This is a genomic window from Halobacterium sp. R2-5 (genome assembly GCF_011734195.1).
Classification (GTDB): domain Archaea; phylum Halobacteriota; class Halobacteria; order Halobacteriales; family Halobacteriaceae; genus Halobacterium.
Genome location: NZ_JAANTH010000003.1, coordinates 61,620 through 84,208 on the forward strand (window position 1 = coordinate 61,620; position 22,589 = coordinate 84,208).

The following is a 22,589-nucleotide window of genomic DNA, read 5'->3' on the forward strand; positions in this document are numbered from 1 at the left end:
TCCCGACAATCGAAGCACCTTGTACAAGCCCACCGTTGAACCCGTCCATTTTCTCGCGTACCTCGTCGAACGACTTGACACAGTCGCCGACCTCTTCGATACAGATCGGACCGACTTGCTCGTCGAAGCAATTCGCGAGTACCTCGAAGAGACGGCTGACAGCGAGACATTCCAAGAGCTAGTCGCGACGAAGTACTACGACGACCAGCTCGAATTCGAGAACGTCAAGCAGTTGGTTGGCACCGAAACTACCCCGCGCCTTCGCCTTCTCAAAGCTGATCTTGAGGACGAGCCACTGGACCTTGACTCTCCGTAGCCAATCGCTGTTTGGTGCCCAAATGAGGGTGCCGCGGGTGGCCGAGCCCTCACCGGCAAAACGTTGACTCCCCTTCAGACGGGACTAGTCGTATGGAAATCGTCGTTCTCAGTACGGGCGGCACAATCGCGAGCACGTCCGGCGAAGACGGGGCGACACCAGCGAAATCGGGGGAGCAACTCGTTTCAGCCGTTCCCGAAGTCACGGGGTACGCGAACGTCACCGTCAAACAGGTCGAACGAACGCTGAGCTTCGAGATGGACGTCACGACGCTCGAATCTATCGCCGAACGAGTGGCAGATCTCGACGACGACCCGGAAGTGGACGCAGTGGTGCTCACGCACGGTACAGACACGCTCGAAGAGACCGCCTTCTATCTCGACGCCGCTGTCGCGCCGGGGACGCCGGTGTTCCTGACCGGAGCGCAGCGCCGACCGGACGAGCTGAGTCCCGACGGTCCCGCGAACCTCCGCACGGCGTTTCGGGCTGCACGCGAGTTCGCTGACCGGGACTGCGGCGGCGTGTTCGTCGCCTTCAACGAGGAAATCCACGCAGCCCGCTACGTGACGAAAGCGCACACGTCGAAGCTCGAGGCGTTCGGATCGCCCGGTGCGGGCCCCGTTGGGACCGTCGAACGCGACACCGTCCGCGTCATCAGGGAGCCGACGAGCGAAACGCCAACGGTCCCCGCGAGGTCCCTCGCAGCAGATGTCTACGTGGTGCAGAGCGGCACCGCGGTCAGCGCCGACCTGCTGGACGCCGCACTGCAGCGAGACGCCGACGGCGTAGTCATCGAGGGAACTGGATTGGGGAACGTCACGGCGAGCCTCGGCGACACTATCGCGGACGCCACCGAGCACGTACCCGTGGTTGTCACCTCACGCTGTTTCGACGGGTCTGTTGCACCAGTATACGGCGGCGACGGCGGCGGCGAGACGCTCCGCCGGCACGGCGCTATCTTCGCGTCGAATCTGCCCGCACACAAGGCACGACTCGCTCTACAGCTGGCGCTATCGGCGTACGACGACCACGGGGAAATCCGGGAGTTATTCGCGGCGTTCGGCTAGACGTAGTCGGTTTCGCTCTCGTAGACCGAGGGGTCGTCGTTGTACTTCCGTGCGATAGTTTCGAGGGTCTGGAACTCCGCGCCGTCCTTGCTCTTGACGTACTGGATGAACTCCTCGAAGAGGGGAATCATGTGCGGGAGGCCGTGGAGGTCCGGGTGGATGGTGAACGTGTAGACGCCCGCGCCGCGGCGGTCGTAGAGGAAGTCGAACTGGCGCTTGTAGTACTGCTCGTACATCATTTCGGGGTCCTTGTACCCGGCGTGGTAGTTCGGCTGCTTGATGAACAGCATCGGCGGGATATCGTCGCGGTACCAGCTGATGGGGATCTCCACGATGTCCGTCTCTTCGCCCTCCCGATACGGTTCCATCCACGTCTCGGCGGCCTCCTCGTATTGGATTTTCTCCCACTCGTCGCCTGTCCGCATCCAGTGTGGCTCGAACTCGCTCTCCATCAGGCTGCTGTCGTAGAGGAAGCCGTACTCCTCGACCAAGTCCGGCGTGTTCTCGCTGAACTCCCACCAGCTAGCCCGGTGGCCGACGGGCTCGGAGCCGGTGACGTCCTCCACGAGGTCGATGGACGCCTCCATGATGGTCTTCTCCTGTTCGCGGGAGAGGTCCGTCGGGTTCTCGTGGGAGTAGCCGTGGATGCCGATTTCGTGGCCAGCGGCCGCGACGGCCTCGATCTCGTCGCGGAACGTCTCGATGGTGTGGCCGGGAACGTACCACGAGCTCGTGACGTCCTGGTCTTCGAGTAACTGGAGGAGCCGCGGGATTCCCTCCTTGCCCGCCGACAGCCCACGGGAGAGGTCCGCGGGCGAGTCCTCGCCGCCGTACGACCCGAGCCATCCCGCGACGCAGTCCGCGTCGATACCGATCGCTACGTCGATGTCGCCCATTGATAACACCTGACACAGCGAACAGCTTCCGGGCGGAAGATTCTGCTGCTGGCGGGTGCAGACACGTCTTTGACGGCTCGGCGCCGGCGCGTGGAAGATAGCAGTCGACGTGAGACGAGTGGCGCGCTTGATGAGTGCCACAGGGATTCACCCGACGAGACCGGAACACCACGCGGGTAGCTAGTGTTTCCCGTGATTAGCCATGTCGTCACAGGTCGCAAGTAGTATCGATGTCGGCGACGACGCCGCGGTCGTCGGATTCGATGAGTGCGCTGCCTTCGCTGTTCACCAGTACGGGGCGACCGCCGACGTCGCCGGCCACGTTACGCAACGCGTCGAAGTGCTCGTGGTCGAGGCGGACCGGGTTGCCGCGTTCCCCGTCGTAGGCGGCCGCGAGCGCGATGCCGAACCCTGCTCGGTACGCGTCGACGAGTCGATCAACAGTCGCGGCGTCGAGGAGCGTCCGCATCGCCAGCCTGACGAGCGTGTAGTGGAGCCGTCGCCAACGCCCCCAGTAGCTGTTCCGCCACACCATTGCCATCCTCCCCGCCCTGAAGGACGAACTTTGATAACAGCTCCACGCCGACGGCTACCCAACCTGTGACCGACGCTGCGCCACCGTTCCGTATCCAGCTTCGGAAAGTCGACCGCGACGAATTCACTGCCTATCGCTGGGGCGAGCTCAAGGATGGTGAAATCGTCAAGCGATACGACCGGGGAGAAGACCATTTCGGCCCGTTTGAGGATATCGTCGAGCACTCGAAGGAGCTGTTCGCTGATCAGGCAGATCCAGCCGACCCGATACCCTGGCTGCGGCTGTGGCACAACTACGGTAGCCAAGCCCACCACCCACGCGCGGACGTCGTCCACCCGTACTTGGACCGGCATCTCTGGGGTGAAACCGGCATCGTCCTGACCGGAACGCTGCACGGGCTCGTCGCCCCGAGCTCGTACGTCGAGACCGTTGACGCCCTCCACATTGGCGCGTACGGCGAACCAACAACGGACACTCCACTCACCGTCCGCTATCGCATCGGTGACCTCGATGGCCACGATCTCCGCAACGAATCCGCAATCGCGGAGGTCGTCCACCCGACCGTCCGCAACATCGTCCAGGAGACGCTCGAGACGTACCACGGACTCTACGTCGAGGATTACGTCGATTTCGACCGGTTTGTCGTCGTCGCTATGTACGAGAATCTGCCGCACTGCCGTGTCGAGCTCACCTACGAAACCGCCCGTAGGCATGACTGGGCGGCCATCGAACCGGAGCAGATTCCGGAACTCGCCGACCAGTACTACAACACCAGCGCCAACTAGACTCGGTCACCGGACGCTACTACAGCGCCTCACGTCCGCCCCCAAGTGCTAAAGAGCGGACGAGCAGCGACGTTCTGTCCAGGAGCTCGTGTCATCTGGTTCTGTCACCGCCTTCCGGGTAGTCGAAACGGGTATTGTGGTTCCCCGAGATGGGTGGCGGTAATGGCCAGGATCCCGCTGCCGGACTCCGCGAACGAGAACGAGTGGGTGCGGTCGGTCGCCCACGCGATGGATGTCGACGAGCAGTCGCTTCGTGCGACCGTGAGCGCGTATCACGACGCGTTCCAGCCACTGGATTCCGAGAAGCAGGCCGCATTGAAGAACGTCGTCACAGACGCCTACTACAAGACGAGCGAGACCCCCTACGATAACGCCCCCGAAGGCCACGTCCAGGTGCAGTTCCCGATTGACGGCGAGCTGGGACCGCACTACGAATACTACTGTCACAACCCCGCCCATCCAGCCCCATCCCATCTCACCACCACGAACGGCCGCAACTGGACGTACGTCACCCACACTGTCACTCACGTCACGGACCACCTCCGAACGGTCATGCGGGACATTGACCATGTCCAAACACCCGAGCCACACACATCGCTTGACTCGGAGTTCAACGACGACGAAATCACCATCGCACGTGTCGTTCCCGGTCCTGATTTCCGCACCACCAAACGCATCCTCACCGACGGCTACGAACTCGACTTCCCTGACATCTACGATGCCGGGGGAGTCTTCCACAGCGAATGGCATGACACCCGACTCTACTGGAACGAACAGTAACGACACGCCCCTGCGGAACGCAATTGTAGATTGTTCCGCGTGCTGGCCGAAACCAGGCTCCTTGCCGCCTACGGCGTGACCACCGCGCGACAGGCCAGACGCGCGTCACTTCATTCTGCGAAGTACCGGTTACAGAGTTTCGCTCGGGTGATCCAGGCACCACTATCGCTTGCTGTCAGCCGCGTCTGTAGCAAGGACTGCAACTCGTCAGCGAGCATGACGGCGACCTCACGCGGAGTGAACTGGTCCGGGTCCAGTAAATCAGCCGTGATTGACGAGTCCAGCCGCTCTAGCTGGTCCCAGAGGTCCATGACCGCCGATTCAGACGGGGAGTTGTCCGCCACCGACTGTGCGTCCTCGTAGATGGATTGGAGGCATTGATAGCGATCTTGCAGGGAACCACAGGACTCCCGCGTGAGTTCGACACCCCCTGGCTGCGCCACATTGAACGCGTGAATCGGATGGCCGTCGAGGCGGTGGTACTCGCGGAACTCCTCGAGGCTACTGCAGTCGTAGGCATCCCGGCGCGTGATCCAGCCGCCGAACCGATACCGCCGCCAGCACTTCACCCCCGCGATGTACACCGGATTTTCGCCATGATCCGGCTCAAGATGAATGACGCTATCATCCGTTTCTGGCCGTTCGCTCGGCGGATACCCCTCCCACGGTTCTGAGCCCTCTTCGTTCACTGCGAGCGCGTCACACTCCTTACACACCGGGTTCGCATACCGGACCGGCAGCCCAATCGCGTCACTCTGCGGCGTCCCACAAATCGCACATCGAGCCTCTCTATCGGGTTCCGTCGAGTGATCGCCCGCGATAACAACGTCACGGGGGGCAACTGTGCTTTCGACGAGCCGTTCCGTGTTGAGATTCTCAAAACTCATGCTCGCTGAGATGGTTGTTCGCTTCCGATTGTCGCCCTCTTTGTAATTCTACTTGTGCCCAGACGACACGGACCCAGAGAATGCCTGCGTTTCCAGTCTATCAGGTAGCCGTATGCTGAATCGTTGCTGACCACCCGGCTGGTTCTCTCGGCACCCAAACTCAGGTACTGGCATTTTCTCGGCGGGATTTATTGGGGTGTGATCACCAGCCGTTCGTATGGCGGCCGACGACAAGTTGGTGGACATTGCCGAGGACGAAATCGGGGATACGTTCAACTCCATCACGGACCTCGATAACATCAGCGACACAACCGTCCTGGCAATCACGTTCCTCCTCAGCGCACAGGTCTCACTCTCCACACTCGTTCTCCAATCAACCGCCCTCGTGACCGGGCCGACCCGAAGCATCTTCATCGTCCTGGGGGTGACCACGATGGGCTTGATCTTCATGAGCATCAACGCGATCGTCAAATCGCTCCTCCCCGTTGGCTACTATTCGGAGGGTGTAGCCGAACCATTGCTTGCGGATGCTTGGTCGCCGTGGGCTGGCGACTCCGCACCCCAGTTTGAAACCCTCAACGACCGTCTCAACTCGCAACCCGACGACGAGACGCAACCGACATACCAGAATTTCGCCGCTGAGTTCGTCGACGACTATGGGAGTGAAGACTCTGTCGACGACTACAGCGACTACCAGTTCGCAAAACTCTACCACTACAAGCAAGTCGGAAAACGGAAAGCCCACTACTCGGGGACTGGGTTAGCCTGGCTGCGATTAGCAATCCTCGGATTCGTCCTACAGTTCGGCATTGCGTTCGTCACCCTCCTCATCCCATGACCCGCCTCGCACTCCTCTCGGACATCCACTACCAGGCACGCACCCGAGACCCTCTCATCCCCCGCCTCGAAAGCATCGTCGAAACATTCAACACTCAAATCTCGCCGGACCAGGTAGTGGTTCTCGGCGACATCATCCACGAAACGACAACAGCGGCAACCGACCGAGAACATGCTGCGACCGTTCGAGAGACGCTTGCTGGGCTCACCGCCCCAGTCCGGTATCTCCCGGGCAACCACGACACCAAGCACCTCTCGGTGAGAGAGGACTGGCCACGACTGTTCGACCACGACGCGTGGACGATCGACACGGATGCCTCACTCGTGTTCCTCGATTCGACAGCACCTCACTTGCAAGGCGGTCAAGGCGAGGTCAGTACAGAACAGCGCCAAGCACTACGAGATTCGCTCCCAGCGCTCTCGAATGCCCTCGTCTTCTCCCACCACCCCCTCTACGACGTGGACGTCAGCGAAAACCGCTGGTTCCAAGATCGACCGATCGAAGCCACCTGCAAGAACTACGACCGTGTCCGAACGCAGTTAGCGGACGCTGGGACCGTTGCGGCGACGTTCAATGGCCACTTACACGAACCCTGGCACCGCCGACAAGACGGACTGGATCACTTCACCGTCGACGCGTTCAACAACCAGCTTGAACCCTCGTCCTCGTCCGGTTCGTTTGCGGTCGTCGATCGCAGAGACACACTTCAGGTACGCCTCTACCGTGGCGACGGAACGGTGACCCACTCAGTCAAACGGCAATTGAAACCGAGTCCGAGCGACGACGGTTAACAGGGTTGTGCCGTCACGAGGAACACAGCCTCCTCGAGATCACTTCCGACCCGTTTGGCGGCCGCCCTGAACTCGGATTTGAACTTCTGTTCCTCGACTGCATTCGAGAAGCGGTCGAGATACGGCCGTAACCCGGTTGTCGTGAAATCCTGAATACGGGCCCGCACATCGCTATCGATTTCAACTTGTTCGACGGTCGCGTCCCAGTCCCGGCTGTCGTGTACGTCACGAATCTCCTCGGCGCCGAAGAAGTCAATCGGATGCGTGAACCGCTCAAACAGCGATTCATACCCCATGATGACCGCTGCTTCCTCAGCGCTCTCCCGCAGTTTCTGATTGAATCCCGGCGGTGTTTGCTGCGTCAGGAGCCGTCCGTCATCTGCCACGAGCTCTCGCACCTGATCAAGCACCTCAAGGTACGATTCGCCCGAATACAGCGGCGAATTCAAATACACCACATCGAATGCATCCTCTGGAACCAGCCGTCCAGGCGACGTCCGCCGGAACTCGACGTGCGGTTCGTCTGATTCGGTGGCCGTCTCGATCGCATCCGGTGACGTATCGACACCAACGAACTCAGCCCCCGGACACTCACTGGCAATCTCCAACAGGAGATCCCCCTCCTCACAGCCAACCTCAAGCACCCGTGGGGTATCCGTAGCACAGTCACTGATCGCGCGTTCTACCGCATCTTTCAGCGGGCGTGACCGCTGGCGTTGCGTTTCCGTAAACGTGTACAACCCCCGATCGCCAGGCGACTCACCTGCTCCCTGCTCGAACCGGTCGAAACACTCCACAGCTAACCGCTGGACAATCGTCTGATTGTACGGATGCGCGCGGTCACCGTACATCGACGCGAAGAACTCCAACGCCTCTGCGTAAAATCCCGCGTCAAGGTCTGCGGCCGCTTGATTGAACTGATCAATCTCAACCTGCTCGATATCGTGCTGATTTGGATGGATGAACACGTCCTGGGGTTCGTTCACGCCTTGTAACTCCCGGTTCGGAAGGCGATACAGCGGCACCTCCTGCAGCGCGTTCGATGTCTGCTCGTCCACAATCAGGTCCGCATCAAATCGCTTGCACAACCCCTCCAGTCGTGCCGCCAGGTTGACGTTCTCCCCGAAGACGGTCCGATCGACATCTGCAATATCGACCCGTCGCAGTTCTCCAGACGCAACGCCGAACCCCATCTCCAGTTCAAACGGCGCCTCACTCCGAACCTCGGGCAGATCACTCTCCAGGATATCGACTGCACAGGCAACTGCATTCTGTCGCGGAGTCTCCCCCGACCAGACCGCCATAATCCCGTCACCGAGTAGTTTGTCGACTTCACCACCGTGTTGCTCCACGACCCGCTGCTCCACGCGCTCGAATAACTCGTTGACAACCCCATACGCCCCCTCGTACAACTGCACGATACTCGTAAAATTACGAATATCACCGAACAGTACAGCAGCCTCTTCGAGACGCTCCTCATCCGCCGCGACAGACACTTCCTCGGAGATCGATTCCCCGGGTGCTGCCGACGGGGGCCCTCGCACCTGCTCCAAGTCAAGAAATTGCCCGGGGGCAACACCGTCGTACGTAATCTGACTCTCCCCATCCGGGTCCGGTAACCCCGATAACTCTGGATGCTCTCGCAGCACATCCACGAACGTGTCCCGATGTGCACGCAGCGTCACGGCAGTCGTATCGAACACATCTGCCGTGTCCCTTTGCGTCGGTTCCACCGCCTCAGCATCGTTAATCCCGATTGCTAAGTAAACGGCTGCTGACGCTGCGCCATTCGCTGCCACCGCCCCTACTGCAGCCGGATTAACTGCACGGACTGCTCCAAGCAAATTCTCGGCAACCACCTGGGTCCGCTCGGACAGCCCAAGTTCAGCCTCGGCCCGCTCGACAAGCGCTTCCGGCTGTGTTGGCTGCGTCTCAATTTCGAGTGCCCGTCCGATATGGTTGAATGCCCGTCCAACCGACGAATGACTGAACTCCTCGCCGCTATTGCCACCGACATCAACAGGTTCCCAAGCTTCGACCACTTCCGTCATCGTCACCGGCTCGTCGTGCTGCCGACAAGCCACCAATAACGCCGCCGCACACACGTTATTCACCCCATGGGCATGTGTACTCACCTCCTTCGCAGCAGTCAGCAAAATCTCTGCCGCGCGCCCCGACGTTTCCATCGAAACGTCAAGCTGTTTGTTTGCGGTTGCCATCACCGCGTCCTTCAACTCACGCGCAACGTCTTCGCTAACCATCAATTACACTGACACGACACTACTCCCATATTTGTTACCGTTGCCTGCCACAGTGACCGCGACTCCACGCAACTCACGCACGCAACCCCCAGTTTTGGCATAGCGTAGTTGAGCTACCCACCGCTAAAGCGGTGGGATTCAGCGTGGACTCCCGTTCTGGCCACTAGCAGTGGCAGGAGAATACCTCCGTTCACGTTCAGCATCCCGCTGTTCAAGCGCACGCCCAAGGGTGCGCCTCCGCCGCCCCCAGTTTGGTTGCGACGGAGATACCGCAAGCCGATGTTCTTCGCGGCGTTGTAGTCCGCGTGATTCTCGTACCCACACTTCAGGCACTCGAAGTCCTCACTATCACGATTGTCCGGATGCGTGAACCCACATTCAGAGCACCGCTGTGACGTGTTCTCCGGGGCAACCTGTTCTCTTTGGCGCACACACTGATGAGTAACACGCTGGGCTTTCAGCAGCAGTACCGGTTCGTCAGGAGAGAGAATCCCGGAGGTTCCGGGATTCAGGGGCTTCTACCCGGCGGATTGCCTTGACCGCTTCCGTCAGAGCCGTTGCCGTTACCGGGTCCTTGGCCGTTGTTCTGACCCTGTCCGGCGGAGTTACCAGCTACGACCTCGAAGTGGCGCATCATCGCCTGCTCTTCGTGTTCGAGGACGTGACAGTGCCAGGGATACCGGCCGGTGAAGTCACCGAACTTGGTGATGATCCGGACTGTTTCGTCGGGGTCGACGCGGACGACGTCCTTCGGGCCGCGTTCGTTGGGTGCGGGATCCTCGGTGCCGTCTGGGCCGCGCCCGGTTACGCGGAACTCGACGAGGTGGAGGTGGATCGGATGCGTGTGCATCGTGTTGTTTTCGAGTTCCCACACTTCGGTGGTGCCGAGCTGGGGCTTCGCATCGACGCCCCCGTCGCTGAACGTTTTCCCGTTCAGGACGTGCGTCTCGAGTCCGTCCTCCATTCGCATTCCCATCGTCATGTGGCGGGTCTCCTTGGCGGCCTGCTCGCTGTACCCCGGATGCGTCGGGAGCGATAGGTTGCGCGGATGTGCGCTGTCGTCGACGACCTTGTGGTCGGGGTCGGTGACCCGGAACTGCATGATTTCGCCGAGGTGGGTGTCGGAGTCGCCACCGCTGCCGTGGCTGCCATGGCCGCCGCCTCCATCCTGACCGCCCGAGAACGGGAATTCGGCGTCGTTCGTGACGGTGAACGTTTCGCCCTCGTGGCCAGAGAAGTCGACCACGACCTCAGCCCGCTCGAAGGGCCCCAGGACCAGGGACTCGAGGTCCTGGCCCGGGCCGATGGATACGACGTCGTTCAGTAACCCCTGGTCAGGCGCGAACTGGTAGAGAAGGGGCACGTCAGCGTCGTCCGAGTGCCCATCGTCGTCGTGACTGCCTTCAAGCGCGAGGCCGAACGTCCGGCCGTTCGACTGGTTGACGAGTCGGAACCGGTAGCGGCGGGGTTCGACCTCCATGTACGGCCACACTGCGCCGTTGACGAATGCGGTGTCGCCCGCGAAGTTCGCCACGAACGAACTTGGGTAGTGCAGCGAGCCGTCAGCTTCGAACGTCTTGTCCTGGAGCATCACCGGGACGTCGTACTCGCCGCTGGGCAGGTTCAGCCGCTGTTCGTGCGGGCTCTCGATGACGTAGAACCCGTTCAGGCCGGCGTAGTTGTTCAGCCGGCTGACGCCGAGTGCGTGGTCGTGGTAGGTCGCGGTCATCCTCGGCTGGCGGTTCGGGAGGTCGTGGACGTGCTTGACGAACCGGGGTCCGGTGGTGCCGTCCGGCGACTTCCAGGCAGTCGCCTGGCCGTCGCTTTCCGATTCGACGTTGAGCCCGTGCTGGTGGATCACAGTGCGGACCTCCGGAACGGGGCCGTCGTGGTCCGGGTAGTCCTCCGGTGAAGTACCGTGAACCCGGTCGTCGATGTCGAAGAGGTGGTCCGACGGCAGGTCGCTGTTGTCGAACCGGAGTTTGATCTGTTCGTTTCGCCGGGCTTTCACGACCGGCCCCGGGACAGTGCCGTCGAACCCCCAGAACGTGGTCGGTGGGAGGTCCGGGTGGACCTGTTGTTCGAACTCACGAATCGGGATCTCGTAGTAGTCGGCGCCCTTCCGTTTCCCATCGGGCTCGCGGACCGACGGAATCGGGAGGGGCTGCACGAACTTCTCTAGTTCCGGCTCCGACTCCGCGGTCGCGTATCTGGGCACGGTACTGGCAGCACCGAGCGCGGCACATGCCTGTAGTAGCCGCCGTCTCGTCAGTTTCGAAGCCATCGTCTACTGACCCTGATCGTGGTTCGGGACAGAATCGGCGCCGTCGAAGCCTGGTGCGCCCGGCTTGCCGCGGTCTTCGTGTAGGAACACGATCCCGCCGCCGATGTCGCTAACGACGACGAATCCGCGTGCACGCACCGCGGTCCAGAACGACGATCCGTCGGGATCGTACTCGTAGGTCTGTTCCGGGTTCGCGGGATCGGTGATGTCGTAGACGCGAGTTCCTGCGTTGTACCAGGAGGTATACAGCCGGTTCGACGTCACGTCGAAGTTGTGTGAGGTGTCCGCGAAGATGCCGTCGTTGCGGTCCTCGGCCTCGATCTCGGCGACCTGCTGGGGGTCGTCGAAGTCGGTGACGTCGAACACCCTGATGCCGCCGGACTCGCCGGCGTACGTCTCCGCGCCGACGTAGACGTGGTCACCGTCGGGCGATGGCTGGACGTAGTGGGCGTTCCCCGGCGATGAATAGACTCGGTCCCACGGGTTGCCCTCGTCGCCCTTGTCGGCGTCCTCGGTTTCGCCGAAGGAGCTGACCTCGACCGGTTTGGCGGGGTCGCTGACGTCGAGCACGCGCGTCCCGGCGTCCCAGTACGCGAGGTAGGCGTAGTCGTCCTGCACGTAGACGTCGTGCACGAAGTTCGTCACCGAGTCGAGCTCGGAGTGGACGTCCTCGAGTACCCACCGCGACATCTCCGTGGGGTCGGTGGGGTCGCTGACGTCGACAATGATGAGCGCGCTCTCGTCGAACGGCGCCTCCTTCGCGACGTAGAGCGTGTCGTCGACGAGGTGGGCGTTATGGACGCCCGCCGGAAGCACCTGGAACGTGCTCAAGTACTTGGGGTCGGTTGGGTCACTGACGTCGTAGAGATGCGTGCCGATGTCCGCGTCCGGGTCTGGGTCGGGGTCCTCGCCCGGGCCGTGGTCGTGTTCACCGCCGCCCTGCGAACTAACCGCGAGGAGGTCGCCGTCGACTTTCACGTCGGCGATGCCCGTCCCGGGGGCGTGGAACGTCCCTACGCGCTCGGGCCGGTTCGGGTTCCGCCAGTCGACGACGGCGAATCCGTCGCCCGTGGCGACGTACGCCCACGTCTTCTGGGTGACCACCTCCTGGGCGCCGGAAACGGCCACCTCGCTGAACCGGCCGAGCGTGTCACCGTCCTTGTCACGGCCATTACCGGCCGGGCTACCGGCTGCGACGCCGGAGAGGCCGACAGCAGCGAGTAGGCCGGTCGTCTTCAGTGCTGTTCGCCGCGTGAATCGTCGGTCGTCATCCATTGGTGTCTTTGAAAGAGTGGTGGTCGTCGCACGATGCGTCTCGCGGGCACTCTGTCACTGCATGCCGGGTGAGTCGGGGCTGCCGCTGCCGTCGAAGCCGGGTGACTCACGCTTCCCCCGGTCGTTGTGGAGGACGGCGATGCCGCCGCCGATATCGCCGGCGAGGGTGAAGCTCCGGGTCGTCTTCGCGCCCCAGAACGACGTGTCATCGGTCCGGTAGCCGGCGAGCGTCTCGGGGTTCTCGGGGTCAGTGACGTCGTGGACAGTCACGCCACCGTCGTACCACGAGGCGTGCAGGCGGTTCGCCGTGACGTCGAAGTTGTGCGACGTGCGGAACCCGTCGGCGTTCGGTGGGTCGATACGCACGAGCTCCTGGGGATCGGCCGTGTCGGAGACGTCGAAGATCTTGATGCCGCCGTAGTCGTCGTTGTCCGGATCGTCGACGAAGTTCCCGGGGAACGTCTCGGCGCCGACGTACACGAGGTCGCCGTCGGGCGACGGCTGGACGTAGTGGGCGTTCCCCGGCGGCGTCAGGTAGCGTTCCCCCGTGTATCCGTCACCGTCCGCGCCGGGGGCTTCGCCGAACTGGGTGACCAACTGTGGGTCCGTGGGGTCACTGACATCGGCGACGACCACGCCTGAATCCCAGAACGCCTGGTAGAGCAGATCGTCCTGGACGTAGACATCGTGGCACGGACTTACGCCGCCCATCGCGAACTCTGGGAAGTCGTCTTTGAGTCGGTACTCGCCGACGACCGCCGCGTCCGATGGGTCGCGTACATCAACGACGACGGTGCGAGCCTCGCTGAACGCGGCGTCACCCGACTCGTTGACCGTGAGGTAGGCGTAGCCGTCGGCGAGGAAGTTGTTGTGAATGTGGTGGCCGACGTCCACGAACGAGATCTCCGTGGGGTCGCTGGGGTCGCTGACGTCGACCAGCGTGATGCCCGGCCCACCGTTGCTTGCCAGGCTGACGAGGTCGCCGTCGACCTTGGCGTCGAGGATACCCCCTGCCGGGTCTGAGGCCGTCATCGAACCGACTACCTCCGGCCGGGTCGGATTCCGGAGATCGACGACGGACAGGCCGTTGCCCGTCGCTACGTACGCGTAGTTCCCGTCCGTCGCGATTTCGTGAGTGCCGTCGACCGCCACCTCGCTGAACAGCCGCAGCGAGTCGTCAGTCCCGTTGCCGTTCCCGTTTCCGTTCCCGGGTGGGCTTGCGGCCGCGACGCCGGCGGTGCCGGTGAACGCGGCTAGACCAATCGTCTTGAGCGCTGTGCGTCGAGTCGTTCGCGGTATCCGGTCTGTCATCGTGGAATAGCGTGGATTGTTGAGTAGCGAGCGGTTCGTTGACGGTTAGCGGCCCTTGCCGTTCCCGCCGCCCTTCGCGGCGGCGGGCGTGACCTTGAACACGTAGATGCCGGTCTGCATGTCGCTGGTCACGACGAGGTCGCGGGCCTCGTTGTAGTTCGCACCCCACGCCATCGGCGGTTCGCCGACGAAGCCGGCGCCGTCGGCCTGATCGGCCATATCGTCGGTGCGGTACTGGTCGGACGGCGTCGGGTCCGTCGGGTCCGAGATGTCGTAGACGACCGTCCCCTCGTGGTAGTCGCCGCTGACCAGCAACGAGTTCGACCCCTTCGAGATGACCTGGTGGTTGTGGGTCGTCCAGTCGAAGACCTCGCTGGACTCGTCCATCAGCTCGGCGTTGGGGGAGTACGTGAACCCGATGTGCTTGGGGTCGGAGACCGAGCCGTCACCCCAGCCGATGTCGAAGATGTGCTTGCCGCCGGGCGCACCGAACCCGATTTCGTCGCCGACGACGACGAGGTCTCGGTCGGGGTCGTGGCTCGCGTAGTGACAGCTACTGAACCCGGGCTTGCCAGCGTTGAGTCGGTCTTCGGAGTAGTCCGGAAGCCCCTCGTAGCTGAATTTCCCGGCTACGGTTGGGGAGAGCGGGTCGCTGATGTCCATGGCGACGTAGCCGTCGAATCCGCCGCCGATGAACGCGCAGTGCAGGAGGTCGCGCTCGGTATCGACGACGATGTCGTGGCAGTCCCCTGCCGGGTCGGGACTAACCACGTCGCCACCGGTGACGTCGGTCGGATCGCTCGTGTCCCAGACGCCGACGCCGTTGTGCTCGGTCGTGTAGAGCACGTCGCCCTCGGGATGGGGTTCGAGATTGTGCGTCCCTCCGGCCGGGATTCGCGACGCTTTCACCGGGTCTTCGAGTGTACCGTCGCTGTATCCGTAGTCGATGACGTCGACGCCGTTCGGTGGCGCGTCGTCGCCGCCGCCCTCACGGCTCCGGAAGTAGAGGCCGTCGCGCCGGTCGAACTGGACGTCGCCATGCCAGACCGCATCAGACGGTGTCGGAAATTCGTGTACCTCTGTCGGGTCTGTCGGGTCCGAGATGTCTACGAGGAATGACCCGCCCGGGCCAGTGTAACTGCCGAGCAACGCGTACTGTCCATCGGACCGGACGTCCTCTTCGGAGTACCCACCGGCCGGGTCCGAGAGGAGGGAGTGCCCGAGCTTCTTGATCCGTCCCTTCTTCGGCTTGCTGCCCCGTGCCGCCGCGGTGCCAATACTCCCGATTGCTACCGTACTGCCCGTGATTTTGAGCAGCGTCCGTCGTGTTAACTTCATGTAACGACGAGTGAGTATATTATGCTATAGACAATAAACATTTGGAATGTTAATTATAATTGAATGTCTGTTGTTGGTAAACAGTTCACTACAAAAGGTGGCCGAGCACCAGACCCCCGCCGTCCTGCAAAGCACCGGCCACTCTCGGCGTCCGCTCACGGCATAAACCGGCCCGCCGCGCCTCCAGCGACAGGGCCCTGTGACTCGTGACTACAGAGCGGCCAGATTCCCAACCCACGCTTCAGGAGAATACCCCGACATCGCGAAACCCAACGCGGAGACCGAGCTCGTATTCACGTGGACAGTGGCGTCGACGACCAAACCCGAAAATCAGCCCACCAGTGCTTAGAAACCCGAAGTGTGGCTGCCGTTGCTCGTCACTGGACGAGAACGAACGATTGGTGCGAGACCGGCGTCTTGGCGACACCCGCCACACAGACTTTCCGTCTCCCACCCGAACTTCCACTCCCATGCCCGCGGACTTCGAATCCCGCTTCGACGTCGACCTCGACGGTGAACTCCCGGAGAACATCGACGAGGCCGCGCTCAAGCGAATGGAGACGGTCGCGTACATCCTCGACGAGAGCGTACGCGTCCCTGGCATCGGCGTCCGCATCGGTCTCGACCCGGTTCTGGGCGCACTCCCCGTCGCTGGCGACCTGGCGAGTGCCGCCTTCTCCCTGTACATCGTCGCCGAGTCGGCGTACCTCGGCGTCTCCTTCACGACGCTGGTAAAGATGCTCGCCAACATCACCATCGACGTGACCGGTGGGTCCATTCCCTACATCGGTACTGTCTTCGACGCCCTCTGGAAGGCGAACAAGCGCAACGTCGAGCTCGCACTGGACGACCTCGCCGAAGCGGCCGAAACGGACGGATCCGGCGACGAGCCAGACAGCGCCGTCGAGATCCCCGTCGAAACCAACGATTGAGTGGAGCCACGGCGCTATACCACCCGCTCGGCCAGTGCTCCGACACCCTTCCGCGCTCCGCTTCGCGTCCACGTGCAGAGCGATCGTATTCCACGTCTCCAACGGATTCAACAGCGCAGTCAGAGGAACACGAACACCGGATAGGAGGCGGCGACCGCCAGCGATGGGGTCAGAACCCACATCGTCGCGATGCGTTTCGCCGCCGCTGGATTGAACAGACTGTTCTCGTCGAGGTCCGCTGGCCCCTCCGCGCCAACAGCCGGGACGTCTGGGATTCCGTCGCGCCGCTCTGGCGGTGCTTCGGTTCTGGCGATATCCCCGATCGTCGGGCTGGCGGGCGCCTCTTCGGTGCGTGAGGTGACTAACGCCCCCGTCGCCACCTCGAAGTCCGGACGCTCGGACGTCGGTGTGAGTAACTCTGACAGTGTCGCTGCACGGCTCGCCCGCCCCCACCCGAGCCCGATGATCATCGATGTCGTACTGACAGCGAGACTCGCGGGGATGCCGAAGTAAGAGAGGACTGTGATGACTGTCGCACCGACGACCGAGACGATCAGCGACGCGAGAATCGGGAGCTCTGTGATCTCATCGCCGACCGTCTCCAGCGTCCGCCGGGCGATGGTGAAACCGCCCAGACCGAACGCAAACACCGCGACTAGAACCCCTTGACTGACCGAGAGTGGGCCGCCTGCGCCGACGAGGGGTGCCACGGCGTTCGCGGCGTTCGACGCGCCCGCCGAGAACGCCATGTAGCAGGCGATGACCACCACCAAGAGTGAGCCCACGATGTCCTGGGGACTTGCGTTCGGATTCACGTAGGGGCGTGGGATTGTCCCCGAGCGGTCGAGCTGAAGGAAGTGGAGGCTGAACGTCGTAAACGCGACGTAGCGGTCGAGATACGGGTAGATGTAGCGCCCGACGCCGACCCCGACCCCGAGGCACAACAGCGGAGCCACGATCCACGCGGACACGATGACGAACATGAGCGCCCGATTGAGCGTCCCCGACGCGAGTCCCAAGCCAACGATCGCGCCGACAGCCGTCATCGAGGTCGACGCTGGAACGCCGTAGAGATTCGAAATCAGTAGTGACGCACCCGTGAAAAACAGGACGACCACGCTCGCAACGGGCGTGAACTGGATTGCGGGGACGATACTGCTGCTCATCGTGGCAATGACGTTTCGACCGACGGTCCACGCACCGAGGAAGCCGAACACGAGGAACAGGGTCGCCGCCGTCGGCTTCCGCACGAGCCGTGACCCGACCGCCGGACCGAACGCGACGCCCGTCGAGGACCCACCGATGTTGAACCCAACAAACACGGCGACAGCAACACCCAGAATGGTTAATAGTGCGACCATCTTCTCGTAAGTGATGGTGTGACTTGTCCCCTCGAACATAATTTCTGGGTTATGACTTCTGAACGGGTACATCGAACGAGTCCCAGACCGCTGCTGCTACCGGCGGCACAGCAGCGATACGACGCCGACTCCGCCGTAGATACGCACCGTCTGAATCTGGAGACTCCTCATCGACAGCCGTTGGAATCCGTCCGAGTTCTCCACCACACGCATCGTCGACCGGTGGGCGGTACGCAAGGGCGACGGGAACGGGTGTGTCCTCAATCTCGAAGACGTAGTCAACGGTGCCGCTGCAGCCGCGCCAGAACTACACCAACGGGTCGACCGAGTTGCCTTGGGCGGCGTTGATACCGTACGCGAACCGCATGGTGTGGTCGAACCCGGCCACGCGTGCAAGGCCGGCCTCGCGGTCGAAGCCACCGAGGACGCGGTCGGCGTCGCCGTCCGCGAGTGCTGTCAGGAGGCCGGTGTCACGCAGCTAGAGTTGGACCGAGCGCGGACGTACGTTGTCGTATTCGGTGACTGCGGTCAGGATGTAGAGGTCGGCAAGTGCGGAGAGGTAGCTGTCGGCGCGACGTCGAAGAGGTCGACGAGGTGCTGGTACCGAACGGGTCGGCACTGCGTTACAAATCGCCGGCACCAACCCGTGCGTTGCGTGCCGGACGCGGAAATACAGCCGGTGCGGAAGCGCCACCTCGAAGAGAGACGCTGTTAGTCTTTCTTCGAAGGTGAAGCGGTTACCTTACCGGAGGGAATCGCAATCTGGGGCATCTCCGCAGTCTCTACACAGCGCCTCATCGTCTTCGTTCTCGACCCACAACCCCCAAGTGCGTGCCCACATTCAACGCAGTTCTCCGGAATCGGCGGGAACCGGTATGCCTCGAGGAGCTCGTATATCCACAGTGCCTCCCCAATTTTTTCAGTCGCCGTTTCTTTGGCCGCGTTGAACTCGGCGAGACTCTCGAACCCAATGGTGCTCATCACGTTATACTCTTCAGCGACCTCGTCCGAGACGTGCGGGATGTTGTGAATGTGATCGAAGACAGAACGCACGAGCTTCTCGTTCGGTCGCGTGAGGCGTCGCTGCGAGCGCCTCAATCAATTCGGGTTTCTTCGGGTACCGCTCTCGTTGGGACACCTCATCGGTCGTTTTGCTGTTACTGAACCGTTGCAAGGTCGATTCAACCGTTGGATGCGGATCGTTGTCTACCATTGTTTGCTGGATTGCTGGTTGCGGCCGCTATACCATCGACTGAGCAATGGGGGCCGGACACTCCCCCGAAAATACTACGGATGCACAGATTCCGCATCCACTCTGTTGGCGACGTCCGGTGGTGCTTTCACCGTCAACCAGCTGATTCTAATTATATGCTTTCCCCCGGTAGTCCTCCCACCCGAGCGTTCCCCTCCTCGAAACAAACACGACGTCACCATTGACACGTCCGCCGGATCGGTTCCAGCAACCGCGCTATGCGAGGCCTCGACCACCTCAATGCACCTTGTACCCGCCGTCACCACAGAAGCGCCCCAAGACGAACCCCATGCCGTCCCCAATGGTCCTAACGCACCCAGGAACGGCTGCGCACTCCCGATACAGGTTCACCACCTCGGGAATTTAACACGATTGCTCTTGTGGGGGCATAGTATGGACAAGGACGCTGAGGTCGATTCCGACATCGTCCACGAGATTGTCGTCGAAGAGGAGCGGATGGGGAATCCCTACACAGAGGTGCCAACATTGGTCGAGAAGCTCCAGAAATTGAAGCCGTATCTTATCGGCATTGCCCAGCAGGACGGTGCGACCACAACCTATGGGGCAACTCGGCAGGCAACTGGCATCTTCTCGGCTCGCCAATCCCGTGTTCTTGGTACACTGGGTCTCCACGAGGATGAACTAGAACAGCCGCTCTTGCCTGCATTAGTCGTACAAGACACGTCAAATCCGATGCCGGGAGACAAGTACTTCAACATGGTGAACGCGACGAAAAACCGGAACGACCCGGCTCCTGAGACTGAGGAACGACAAATCTGGGAAGACCACGTCCAAGAGGTTCGAGATTTCTGGGACGACTCGTAGCGAAGACACCAACCCGTTAGTGGGAATTCCTGCTATTGTATGCCCGATTAGTAGAATCTCCAGTTCCTATAGAAATTCCATCGCTCCGCCAAAAGTATAGAAGGGCCCCCTTCTCACGGTGCTCTATGGTCGAAGTTGTGGAAGAGGGGCTCCTGAGTCGGGATATCCGAGACCAATCGAAATATCGTGAGTTTCCTGAAGAGGAGTACGACTGGATTCTTAACGCGGTTCAAGACGCTTCAGACAGTGTATTTGATGGCCACGGTGAGGATTTAGACGGACACATCGCTGAGATTTTGTCTGACTATGCGTTTGAGCACGACGGTGATTCTGGACGCGACCAAGCATGCAAGCTCTGGGCACCGAAATTCAACCATACGGTTGACTTCTACCACCCGGAGAAGCGCATCGCCATTGAGGTTGAGAAGACCCAACAGAAACGGGTGAGCGATGATATTCTGAAGTTCATCAAAGGTGGGAAGACGCAACATCAATACCGACAAAAAATTGAATTCGGGTGTTTAGTTGTCCCAGTGAATTACGGGATACGTAGCGATCGCTCCAGTACTGACAATCTATTCAAGGAGGCCATGCAGAACATGGAGTTCGTTCGGAGTGTACTGCACGTGGAGGATATTGCGGTAATCGGGTACAGAATCCCCGCCGAGTAGCTGGTTTCTCAGAAAAGAGTAGTATATTCAAGGGGTTAGACTTGCAGCCCGTGAGTGGAGTGGATAGACTGTTCGTGTACAGGAGATCTCCTGTGCTATCCGCAGTAGTGCTCTTTGTGGGGACCGTCGTGGTTTACCGAATACCACCTCCAGGTGATAGTGAGTCCCGCAGTTCTGGCACTCGTATTCTCGGTCGTGGAAAACCAGCCAATGTCTAGACTCTCGCTGACCCCTGGCACGGAATCCAAACGTTCCCTGGCCGGTCAATCCGCTGATTAGCCGCAGAGACGGCGTCGACGTGAACTAGAACCTCAAGATGGGAGACGACGCGGAATCGAACGGTAGTGCCACAGGTAGTGCAGTGTGGGGCGTCAAACCTCTTCACTTCCCCCGAACTTTTCATCGAGGTTTTTCCGCTCGCTTCGTTCCGGGACACCACGCTGCCCAACTCAGTGACTTTGCCAGTGCCTGCTGTTATCGGAATCGCGAGCCACGGATTCCCAGTTAGAATTGCTGTTACAATGAGTGCCATAGCCGCTGCACCAGCCGATATTTTGCTCTCAGTAGCATCAGTGAGTTCCCTGCCTGTTTTGCTTTCCAGAAGGAGTAATCCACGACGGTTACTGCAGTCTCGGTCATCTTCTTCCGATACCACTCACCGTCATCCCACCAGCCGGTCGTGTAGATCCTCCGCTGGTGTACTCTCGTCCTCGAGTATCGGATATACAGGACATTTACGAGTATTCGACGTACAGGTGGCTCAGCTACCGGCTAGAATAGGACACTGATGACCCCCCTCTCCGGAATCCACATTCCTATAAGCGGAACTCTCTTCGTCTTCATATGTACTGAGAATGGAGGGGGAGTCGCCTTCTGACACCAATAGGTCGCAGATTCCGTGGCACTCTGCCGTATTCTATGTCATCATCTCAAGCTCATTGATAGGTGTCATGGGTGTTTCACTTATTAGCCCACTACTTCCAGCACTTCGTCCCGTTTTCGGTGTCACAGATACAGCAGTCGGCCTCTTTATCACCGCCTATTCTATCCCTGGAATCTTCATCACTCCCTTCATTGGATACGTCGCCGACCGAATCGGACGTAAGTGGGTGCTGGTTCCATTACTCTTCACGTTCGGCATCGCAGGTGCCGGAATCGCCTTCACGACGAACTTTCTCATCGCCTTGGGGCTGCGATTCCTCCAAGGCATCGGTGCCACCGCGCTCGTGATGCTTGCTGTCACCCTGATCGGTGATATCTACGAGGGAAACCGTCGCGACACGCTCATCGGGATGAATGGCAGTATGATCGGCGTTGGTGCCGCCTTCTACCCGCTACTCGGTGGCGCACTGGCAACGGTACGATGGAGCGTTCCATTCCTCTTTTTCGGGGTTGCGATCCCCGTCGGACTTCTCGCATTGCTAGCATTAGATGGGTCAACAGGCGCGTCAGACATCCAGCTCTCTACATATACTAACCGGATTTATGAAGTAGTCCAGCTTCCAGAAGCACTCGCGCTCTTTGCTGCAATGTTCTTGGCGGTATTTATCTACTATGGCGCCGTGGTCACAGCGTTGCCGCTGCTGTTGAGTGACGAGTTCGGATTAACCTCATCAAAAATCGGGTTGATTCTGGCGGTCGCAGCCTTGGCAAATGCCGTCACTTCATCACTGTATGGGCGGATTTCCAGGCGACGAACCGCACCAGAATTGATTTCGTTAGGCTTTGTCGCCTTTGGAATCGGCTTACTTCTCATCTGGATTTCGTCTACGACAGTACTGATAGCTGTCGCGCTCCTTGGATTCGGGATCGGTCTTGGACTTGCCCTGCCATCTATCGATATGAAGGTGATCACGCTTGTTTCAGAGGATCTCCGCGCTGGGATGATGGGGATGCGAACTAGTATGCTTCGCCTTGGGCAAACAATTGGTGCTGTTGGATTCACGTTCGCCGCTGAGACGTTCTTCGTTAGTACGGTTCAGGGATACCGGTCACTGATGCTTCTTGCAGGGGTTATCGTAATCGGTACAAGCAGTCTCCTATACGTCTTATTCCGCCACTAAATATACTCTGCCCCCAACGCACAGTGAGAATAATATTCCACCCAGATACTCATTTCCAGGTCAGTTGTCGTTCAGGGAAAGCACTTAGCAGGCCTTGATCTGAACAGAGATTCACTTATCG

20 protein-coding genes and 1 pseudogene are annotated in these 22,589 nt (G+C 60.7%); 10 read left to right on the forward strand and 11 right to left on the reverse strand.

Annotated elements, in window-relative coordinates:
- Nucleotides 1–19 precede the first annotated feature (19 nt).
- Nucleotides 20–316: a hypothetical protein gene (locus tag G9C83_RS14880; RefSeq protein ID WP_167247360.1), complete on the forward strand. Its 297-nt coding sequence runs from the start codon at nucleotides 20–22 to the stop codon at nucleotides 314–316.
- Between the two features lie 92 nt (nucleotides 317–408).
- On the forward strand, nucleotides 409–1,383 hold the full coding sequence (locus G9C83_RS14885; protein ID WP_167247362.1) for an asparaginase: 975 nt from the start codon (nucleotides 409–411) through the stop codon (nucleotides 1,381–1,383).
- Here G9C83_RS14885 and G9C83_RS14890 read toward each other — a convergent pair.
- Both G9C83_RS14890 and G9C83_RS14895 read right to left on the reverse strand, forming a co-directional pair.
- The gene (locus G9C83_RS14890) at nucleotides 1,380–2,279 is read right to left on the reverse strand and encodes a polysaccharide deacetylase (protein ID WP_167247364.1); all 900 of its coding nucleotides are present in this window, start codon (nucleotides 2,277–2,279) and stop codon (nucleotides 1,380–1,382) included. The genes G9C83_RS14885 and G9C83_RS14890 overlap by 4 nt on opposite strands.
- A 208-nt stretch (nucleotides 2,280–2,487) precedes the next feature.
- On the reverse strand, nucleotides 2,488–2,814 hold the full coding sequence (locus tag G9C83_RS14895) for a hypothetical protein (RefSeq protein WP_167247366.1): 327 nt from the start codon (nucleotides 2,812–2,814) through the stop codon (nucleotides 2,488–2,490).
- Between the two features lie 65 nt (nucleotides 2,815–2,879).
- On the opposite strand from G9C83_RS14895, the gene G9C83_RS14900 reads away from it, so the two are divergent.
- Together G9C83_RS14900 and G9C83_RS14905 are read left to right on the forward strand one after the other, a co-directional pair.
- Complete coding sequence (locus G9C83_RS14900; RefSeq protein WP_167247368.1) at nucleotides 2,880–3,599, forward strand: hypothetical protein; 720 nt, start codon at nucleotides 2,880–2,882, stop codon at nucleotides 3,597–3,599.
- Nucleotides 3,600–3,761: 162 nt separating this feature from the next.
- Nucleotides 3,762–4,379, forward strand: a complete 618-nt coding sequence (locus tag G9C83_RS14905; RefSeq protein WP_167247370.1) for a hypothetical protein — start codon at nucleotides 3,762–3,764, stop codon at nucleotides 4,377–4,379.
- Nucleotides 4,380–4,489: 110 nt separating this feature from the next.
- Here G9C83_RS14905 and G9C83_RS14910 read toward each other — a convergent pair whose 3' ends face one another.
- A complete protein-coding gene (locus tag G9C83_RS14910; RefSeq protein ID WP_167247372.1) occupies nucleotides 4,490–5,266 on the reverse strand; it encodes a hypothetical protein in 777 nt (258 codons plus the stop codon).
- Nucleotides 5,267–5,483: 217 nt separating this feature from the next.
- Here G9C83_RS14910 and G9C83_RS14915 point away from each other — a divergent pair, with 217 nt between their 5' ends.
- Together G9C83_RS14915 and G9C83_RS14920 are read left to right on the forward strand one after the other, a co-directional pair.
- The gene (locus tag G9C83_RS14915) at nucleotides 5,484–6,104 is read left to right on the forward strand and encodes a hypothetical protein (protein ID WP_167247375.1); all 621 of its coding nucleotides are present in this window, start codon (nucleotides 5,484–5,486) and stop codon (nucleotides 6,102–6,104) included.
- On the forward strand, nucleotides 6,101–6,895 hold the full coding sequence (locus G9C83_RS14920; protein WP_167247377.1) for a metallophosphoesterase: 795 nt from the start codon (nucleotides 6,101–6,103) through the stop codon (nucleotides 6,893–6,895). The genes G9C83_RS14915 and G9C83_RS14920 overlap by 4 nt, the downstream gene beginning before the upstream one ends.
- Here the strand turns inward: G9C83_RS14920 and G9C83_RS14925 are convergent.
- The 6 genes and pseudogenes from G9C83_RS14925 to G9C83_RS14950 all read right to left on the reverse strand — a co-directional run bounded on the left by G9C83_RS14925 (nucleotide 6,892) and on the right by G9C83_RS14950 (nucleotide 15,364).
- Entirely contained in the window at nucleotides 6,892–9,156 is a 2,265-nt protein-coding gene (locus G9C83_RS14925) for a methyltransferase domain-containing protein (protein ID WP_167247379.1), read from the reverse strand. The two genes, G9C83_RS14920 and G9C83_RS14925, sit on opposite strands and share 4 nt — an antisense overlap.
- Nucleotides 9,157–9,269: 113 nt before the next feature.
- Nucleotides 9,270–9,575, reverse strand: a pseudogene (locus G9C83_RS14930) (zinc ribbon domain-containing protein); the annotation flags it as partial.
- Nucleotides 9,576–9,664: 89 nt separating this feature from the next.
- Nucleotides 9,665–11,374 (reverse strand): multicopper oxidase domain-containing protein, encoded by a 1,710-nt coding sequence (locus tag G9C83_RS16310; RefSeq protein WP_208288911.1) that lies wholly within the window; start codon nucleotides 11,372–11,374, stop codon nucleotides 9,665–9,667.
- A gap of 69 nt (nucleotides 11,375–11,443) precedes the next feature.
- Nucleotides 11,444–12,715: a hypothetical protein gene (locus G9C83_RS14940; RefSeq protein ID WP_167247384.1), complete on the reverse strand. Its 1,272-nt coding sequence runs from the start codon at nucleotides 12,713–12,715 to the stop codon at nucleotides 11,444–11,446.
- Between the two features lie 54 nt (nucleotides 12,716–12,769).
- Complete coding sequence (locus tag G9C83_RS14945) at nucleotides 12,770–14,026, reverse strand: hypothetical protein (RefSeq protein WP_167247386.1); 1,257 nt, start codon at nucleotides 14,024–14,026, stop codon at nucleotides 12,770–12,772.
- 45 nt (nucleotides 14,027–14,071) lie between these two features.
- Nucleotides 14,072–15,364, reverse strand: a complete 1,293-nt coding sequence (locus G9C83_RS14950) for a hypothetical protein (RefSeq protein WP_167247388.1) — start codon at nucleotides 15,362–15,364, stop codon at nucleotides 14,072–14,074.
- A 470-nt stretch (nucleotides 15,365–15,834) separates the two neighbouring features.
- Here G9C83_RS14950 and G9C83_RS14955 point away from each other — a divergent pair, with 470 nt between their 5' ends.
- A complete protein-coding gene (locus tag G9C83_RS14955) occupies nucleotides 15,835–16,296 on the forward strand; it encodes a DUF4112 domain-containing protein (protein ID WP_167247390.1) in 462 nt (153 codons plus the stop codon).
- 119 nt (nucleotides 16,297–16,415) lie between these two features.
- Here the strand turns inward: G9C83_RS14955 and G9C83_RS14960 are convergent, their stop codons facing one another.
- Both G9C83_RS14960 and G9C83_RS14965 read right to left on the reverse strand, forming a co-directional pair.
- The gene (locus tag G9C83_RS14960; RefSeq protein WP_167247717.1) at nucleotides 16,416–17,657 is read right to left on the reverse strand and encodes an inorganic phosphate transporter; all 1,242 of its coding nucleotides are present in this window, start codon (nucleotides 17,655–17,657) and stop codon (nucleotides 16,416–16,418) included.
- A gap of 711 nt (nucleotides 17,658–18,368) precedes the next feature.
- Nucleotides 18,369–18,710 (reverse strand): hypothetical protein, encoded by a 342-nt coding sequence (locus G9C83_RS14965; RefSeq protein WP_167247392.1) that lies wholly within the window; start codon nucleotides 18,708–18,710, stop codon nucleotides 18,369–18,371.
- A gap of 592 nt (nucleotides 18,711–19,302) precedes the next feature.
- Between G9C83_RS14965 and G9C83_RS14970 the strand changes: the two genes are divergently transcribed.
- The 3 genes from G9C83_RS14970 (at nucleotide 19,303) to G9C83_RS14980 (ending at nucleotide 22,468) form a co-directional block, all read left to right on the forward strand.
- Complete coding sequence (locus tag G9C83_RS14970) at nucleotides 19,303–19,734, forward strand: hypothetical protein (protein WP_167247394.1); 432 nt, start codon at nucleotides 19,303–19,305, stop codon at nucleotides 19,732–19,734.
- A 125-nt stretch (nucleotides 19,735–19,859) separates the two neighbouring features.
- A complete protein-coding gene (locus G9C83_RS14975) occupies nucleotides 19,860–20,405 on the forward strand; it encodes a hypothetical protein (RefSeq protein ID WP_167247396.1) in 546 nt (181 codons plus the stop codon).
- 854 nt (nucleotides 20,406–21,259) lie between these two features.
- Nucleotides 21,260–22,468, forward strand: a complete 1,209-nt coding sequence (locus tag G9C83_RS14980; RefSeq protein ID WP_167247398.1) for an MFS transporter — start codon at nucleotides 21,260–21,262, stop codon at nucleotides 22,466–22,468.
- The last annotated feature ends 121 nt before the right edge of the window (nucleotides 22,469–22,589 follow it).

Excerpts from the sequence above, each read along its gene's own strand:
- G9C83_RS14910 (WP_167247372.1), bottom strand. The coding sequence starts at position 5,266 with ATGAGTTTTGAGAATCTCAACACGGAACGGCTCGTCGAAAGCACAGTT.
- G9C83_RS14915 (WP_167247375.1), top strand. The coding sequence starts at position 5,484 with ATGGCGGCCGACGACAAGTTGGTGGACATTGCCGAGGACGAAATCGGG.
- G9C83_RS14975 (WP_167247396.1), top strand. The coding sequence starts at position 19,860 with ATGGTCGAAGTTGTGGAAGAGGGGCTCCTGAGTCGGGATATCCGAGAC.
- G9C83_RS14920 (WP_167247377.1), top strand. The coding sequence starts at position 6,101 with ATGACCCGCCTCGCACTCCTCTCGGACATCCACTACCAGGCACGCACC.
- G9C83_RS14960 (WP_167247717.1), bottom strand. The coding sequence starts at position 17,657 with ATGGTCGCACTATTAACCATTCTGGGTGTTGCTGTCGCCGTGTTTGTT.
- G9C83_RS14940 (WP_167247384.1), bottom strand. The coding sequence starts at position 12,715 with ATGGATGACGACCGACGATTCACGCGGCGAACAGCACTGAAGACGACC.
- G9C83_RS14980 (WP_167247398.1), top strand. The coding sequence starts at position 21,260 with ATGGAGGGGGAGTCGCCTTCTGACACCAATAGGTCGCAGATTCCGTGG.
- G9C83_RS14890 (WP_167247364.1), bottom strand. The coding sequence starts at position 2,279 with ATGGGCGACATCGACGTAGCGATCGGTATCGACGCGGACTGCGTCGCG.
- G9C83_RS14955 (WP_167247390.1), top strand. The coding sequence starts at position 15,835 with ATGCCCGCGGACTTCGAATCCCGCTTCGACGTCGACCTCGACGGTGAA.
- G9C83_RS14945 (WP_167247386.1), bottom strand. The coding sequence starts at position 14,026 with ATGACAGACCGGATACCGCGAACGACTCGACGCACAGCGCTCAAGACG.
- G9C83_RS14905 (WP_167247370.1), top strand. The coding sequence starts at position 3,762 with ATGGCCAGGATCCCGCTGCCGGACTCCGCGAACGAGAACGAGTGGGTG.
- G9C83_RS14950 (WP_167247388.1), bottom strand. The coding sequence starts at position 15,364 with ATGAAGTTAACACGACGGACGCTGCTCAAAATCACGGGCAGTACGGTA.
- G9C83_RS14925 (WP_167247379.1), bottom strand. The coding sequence starts at position 9,156 with ATGGTTAGCGAAGACGTTGCGCGTGAGTTGAAGGACGCGGTGATGGCA.
- G9C83_RS14895 (WP_167247366.1), bottom strand. The coding sequence starts at position 2,814 with ATGGTGTGGCGGAACAGCTACTGGGGGCGTTGGCGACGGCTCCACTAC.
- G9C83_RS14885 (WP_167247362.1), top strand. The coding sequence starts at position 409 with ATGGAAATCGTCGTTCTCAGTACGGGCGGCACAATCGCGAGCACGTCC.
- G9C83_RS14970 (WP_167247394.1), top strand. The coding sequence starts at position 19,303 with ATGGACAAGGACGCTGAGGTCGATTCCGACATCGTCCACGAGATTGTC.